We start from the raw sequence: 4,588 nt of genomic DNA, 5'->3' as shown, positions 1-4,588 counted from the left end.
AAAAGACGCCTTATAAAAATCAAAAGACAACAAGCAGTAATTAAAAACCAAACTAAACGTCCTAATGATAGTTTTGGGTTAACGGAAAAGATTATGATAAAACTATTGACAGTAGGTCTGATGGTCGTTTTCGCAATAATAGTGGCCCTCGTCACAATAAAAAAAGAAGAAAAGGACCAAACACGGACAAAGCGTTGAACACTGAACCACGTACAACATCATAAATGAGTAAAGGAAAACTACAGAAATTCGCAGAGATGGAGACATTCAAGAATGTCTTCCAGTATCCATATTCAGTAATCGAAAACGTGCCCTTTGAGATGAAGGGCAAATGGCGCGAGGAATATTTCCACAACCAGAACCCCATTGTCCTGGAGCTGGGCTGTGGCAAGGGAGAATACACCGTGGGACTGGCACGCATGTTCCCCGACGTAAATTTCATCGGAGTCGACATCAAGGGAGCGCGCATGCACACCGGAGCAAAGCAGGCTCTGGAGGAGGGGCTCCAAAATGCCGCTTTCCTGCGCACCAACATCGAGATAATCGACCGCTTCTTCGCCCCGGGCGAGGTGCAGGAGATATGGCTCACCTTCAGCGACCCGCAGATGAAGAATCCGCGCAAGCGTCTCTCCAGCACATACTTCATGGAGAGATACCGCCGCTTCCTCGTAGACGGAGGACTCGTGCATCTGAAGACCGACTCCAATTTCCTTTTCACATACACCAGACTCATGGTGGAGAAAAACGCGCTGCCGGTATTGATGCAGACCGAAGACCTCTACCACGACCAGTCGCTCGACAACGACACCCGTTCTATCCTCTCCATCCACACATATTATGAAAACCAGTGGATAGACCGCGGACTGAACATCAAATACCTCAAATTCCGTCTGCCGGCCGCCGGCACTCTCGAAGAGTCTGACGTGGAAATCCCGCTCGACGAATACCGCAGCTACAAGCGCACGAAGCGTAGCGGAAAGGATTCGGCAAAGTGACCCATCTATATTTTGCAGGATAAATAAAAAACGCTAACTTTGCAGTGACGTCTGTGAGGTTGGCGCTTTTTCGTATGGCGACAGTCCGCGGCGCCTGCCGTTTCGCGGCATTCCCGGCGTGGCATCCCCGTTTAGTGTGGGGCGTGTCAGCGGCGCGGTCAGTCTGCTATGCGGTTATCTTCAATGAAAATAAATTCAAGACAGAAATGACATTATATCCAAAACTCATTACCGATGCGTTGCAGACCGTGACGTATCCAGGCACCAAGAAGAATCTCATCGAGAGCGAGATGCTCGCCGATGACGTGCGTATCGCCGGCAGCAGCGTGTCGTTCACGCTCATCTTCCCCCGCGACACCGACCCGTTCCTGAAATCCACAGTCAAGGCTGCCGAGGCTGCCATCCGTTATGCTGTGAGCCAGCACGAAGGCGACGACTCCGGCAAGGAGATGACCATCGACATCAAACTGGAATATAAGTCCAAGCCGCGCCCTGAAGTGGGCAAGCTGCTCCCGGAGGTGAAAAACGTCATCGCCGTAAGCTCCGGAAAGGGCGGAGTGGGCAAGAGCACCGTGTCGGCAAACCTCGCCATCTCGCTCGCCCGTCTGGGCTACAAGGTGGGACTGCTCGACACCGACATCTTCGGTCCGTCGATGCCAAAGATGTTTGACGTTGAGGATGAGCGTCCGTATGCCGTGCCCGTTGACGGCCGCCAGCTCATCCAGCCGATAGAGAAATATGGAGTGAAGCTCCTGAGCATCGGATTCTTCGTGAATCCCGACACCGCAACGCTGTGGCGAGGCGGTATGGCATCCAATGCCCTGAAGCAGCTCATCGCCGACGCCAACTGGGGCGACCTCGACTATTTCATCCTCGACACGCCGCCGGGCACCAGCGACATCCATCTCACTCTGCTCCAGACCCTCGCCATCACGGGAGCCGTGATTGTGAGCACTCCGCAGAGCGTTGCCCTCGCCGACGCCCGCAAGGGTATCGACATGTATCGCAACGACAAGGTGAACGTGCCCATCCTCGGAATGGTGGAGAACATGGCATGGTTTACTCCTGCCGAACTGCCAGAAAACAAATACTACATCTTCGGCAAGGAGGGCTGCAAGAAATTGGCTGAAGAGCTCAATATCCCGCTGCTCGCACAGATTCCTCTCGTGCAGAGCATCTGTGAGGACGGCGACAAGGGAATGCCGGCGGCTTGCCATCCGGAGAGCATCACCGGACAGGCGTTCCTCAATCTCGCACAGGCAGTGGTGACAATGGTAAACCGCCGCAACCGCGAGCAGCCCAAGACCAAGATCGTGCCCGTGAAGGAGTGACGGCTTCCCCACCCGGTATGCCTCGGGGCAGAAGGGAGGGGAAGTGGAATGAGAACTGAAATACTGTGCAGACAGTAATGAAAACCCGATATGCGGTCTGATGACCGTTCTATAATCAAGCAGGGAGGATACGAGATCATGACCAGAAGAAGATATCCCATAGGAATACAGACGTTCAGCAAAATCAGAGAGAACGATATGTTGTATATAGACAAGACGGAGTATATATACAACATGGCACATGCTGCCGGAACGTATTATTTCCTCAGCCGTCCGCGACGCTTCGGCAAGTCGCTTCTCGTATCCACCATGCAGAGCTATTTCGAGGGAAGGCGAGACCTCTTCAGAGGACTGGCGATAGAGAAGCTGGAAAAGGAATGGACGGAATATCCCGTTGTCCTTCTCAGCATGGCAGGGGCCAAACACATGGATGTGGAGGGACTGCAGGAGTATCTGCTATATATACTGAAGGTGAATGAGGAACGCTTCGGAGTGGAATTCCATTCCGCGGCGCCCAATCTCAGGCTGACAAACCTCATCATGGCTGTTTATGAGAAGACCGGGCGACAGGTGGTGGTGCTTATCGACGAATACGACGCCCCGCTCCTCGATGTGGCGCATGAAGAGTCACAACTCGTGGCGATGCGCGACATCATGCGCAATTTCTACAGTCCGCTCAAAGACTGCGACCCATATCTGCGCTTCGTCTTCCTCACCGGCATCACGAAATTCTCGCAGCTCAGCATCTTCAGCGAACTGAACAATATCAGCAACATCTCCATGAAGGATGACTATGCCGGCATCTGCGGCATAACGGAAACAGAACTGTTGGACGACATGCAGGACGGCATCGCCGGTCTGGCTCAGGCCAACGAGCTGACGCCGCGGCAGGTGGTGGCAAAGCTGAAGGAGAATTACGACGGCTATCATTTCTCGGCGCATTCGCCGGGAGTGTTCAATCCCTTCAGTCTGCTCAGCAGCCTCGCCAACAAAGACTTCGATTCCTACTGGTTCGCATCGGGCACACCCACATATCTCGTCAATATGTTGCAGAGATTCAATGTGCAGCCGGCGAGCCTGCAGCGGATGTGTGCCAAGTCGTCGGCTTTCGACTCGCCGACGGAAACCATGAAGACCATCACGCCGCTGCTCTATCAGAGCGGCTATATCACCATCAAGGGCTACGACAAGATAAGCCAGCTATACACCCTCGACCTGCCTAACAAGGAGGTGAAGGTGGGGCTCTTCGAGAGTCTGCTGCCCAACTATCTCGACGGCTCGTATGCCGAGCAGGGCGATGTGGCGATAGCCCGGATGTCGGTGCTCATCCGCCAGAACGACATCGACGGTGCCTTGAGGCTGCTGCAGACATTCCTCGCCACGGTGCCATACTGCAACGTGACAAATCATGAGGGTCATTATCAGCAGATGCTTTTCATCATCTTCACGCTGCTCACTCATTATGTGGTGGATGTGGAGGTGCACACGCCAAAGGGCAGGGTGGATATCGTGATGCTGACTGCCGACCGCCTTTACCTGATAGAACTGAAACTCAACAAGGATGCCGATGCTGCCATGAAGCAGATAGACCTGAAGAACTATGCCGAGCGCTTTGCCCTTTCTGGCAAGCTGATTACTAAGGTGGGCATCAATTTCGACTCTTCCGTCGGCAATATCACCGACTGGCGGATAGCCTGACCTGTTGTTCTTTTTACCGATTGTCGGATAGCCTGACTTGTTGTTCTATTCACCGATTGGCGGATAGCCAGGCTTCCATGTTGTTCTATTTTTCCTTAAAACCCTATAATTTTATGTTAGTTAAATATTAAGTAACGTAATTTTTTTCAGTCGTTGCTAAAAAGAAAGTAAATTTGCAAAATGGAAAGACAGGCGACTCCCAGTCTTTGACAAAACGGAGTAACCTGTATCCACCAGTCTTTGACAAATCGTTGACTGTCAATGGTTTTTCGTTAACAATGCTAACCTGCATCTCCCCTACGGGGGAGACCGAGAGGGGGCTGAAGTTCATTGGCAGGGTAACCTGTTCCTTCCCTTGGGGAAGGCTAGGATGGGTTTGAGAACGAGAGGGGCTGAAATGATTGACTGAAATCATAGACATAGTAATTTGTCATGATATATGAACCGCTTTCCGCCATTAGCCCCCACCTATCCTCCCCCGTAGGGGAGGGACAGATACCCTTGGCAGTCTGATTGCTATCGGATATCATAAACATGAGTAACCAGCCTCTCCCCTACGGGGGA

At 52.4% G+C, this 4,588-nt stretch carries 4 protein-coding genes; all 4 read left to right on the top strand.

The annotated features are described in order from the left end of the window. Nucleotides 1–198 (top strand): hypothetical protein (locus tag QVO99_RS09960; RefSeq protein WP_288177161.1); only part of this gene is annotated, 198 nt, incomplete at its 5' end. 26 nt (nt 199–224) lie between these two features. Next, nucleotides 225–995 carry a tRNA (guanosine(46)-N7)-methyltransferase TrmB gene (gene trmB, locus QVO99_RS09955; protein WP_287073256.1) on the top strand — a complete coding sequence of 257 codons (771 nt, stop codon included), beginning with the start codon at nt 225–227 and terminating at the stop codon, nt 993–995. A gap of 206 nt (nt 996–1,201) precedes the next feature. After that, nucleotides 1,202–2,326, top strand: coding sequence for an Mrp/NBP35 family ATP-binding protein (locus QVO99_RS09950; RefSeq protein ID WP_022317465.1), 1,125 nt, complete (start codon nt 1,202–1,204; stop codon nt 2,324–2,326). Nucleotides 2,327–2,464: 138 nt separating this feature from the next. Further along, the gene (locus tag QVO99_RS09945) at nt 2,465–4,024 is read left to right on the top strand and encodes an ATP-binding protein (protein ID WP_044065626.1); all 1,560 of its coding nucleotides are present in this window, start codon (nt 2,465–2,467) and stop codon (nt 4,022–4,024) included. The last annotated feature ends 564 nt before the right edge of the window (nt 4,025–4,588 follow it).

Source organism: Prevotella sp. CAG:592 (assembly GCF_000436015.1).
Lineage (GTDB): Bacteria > Bacteroidota > Bacteroidia > Bacteroidales > Bacteroidaceae > Prevotella > Prevotella pectinovora.
The sequence above is the reverse complement of the archived record's forward strand: the minus strand, read 5'-3'. Positions and strand labels throughout refer to the sequence as shown.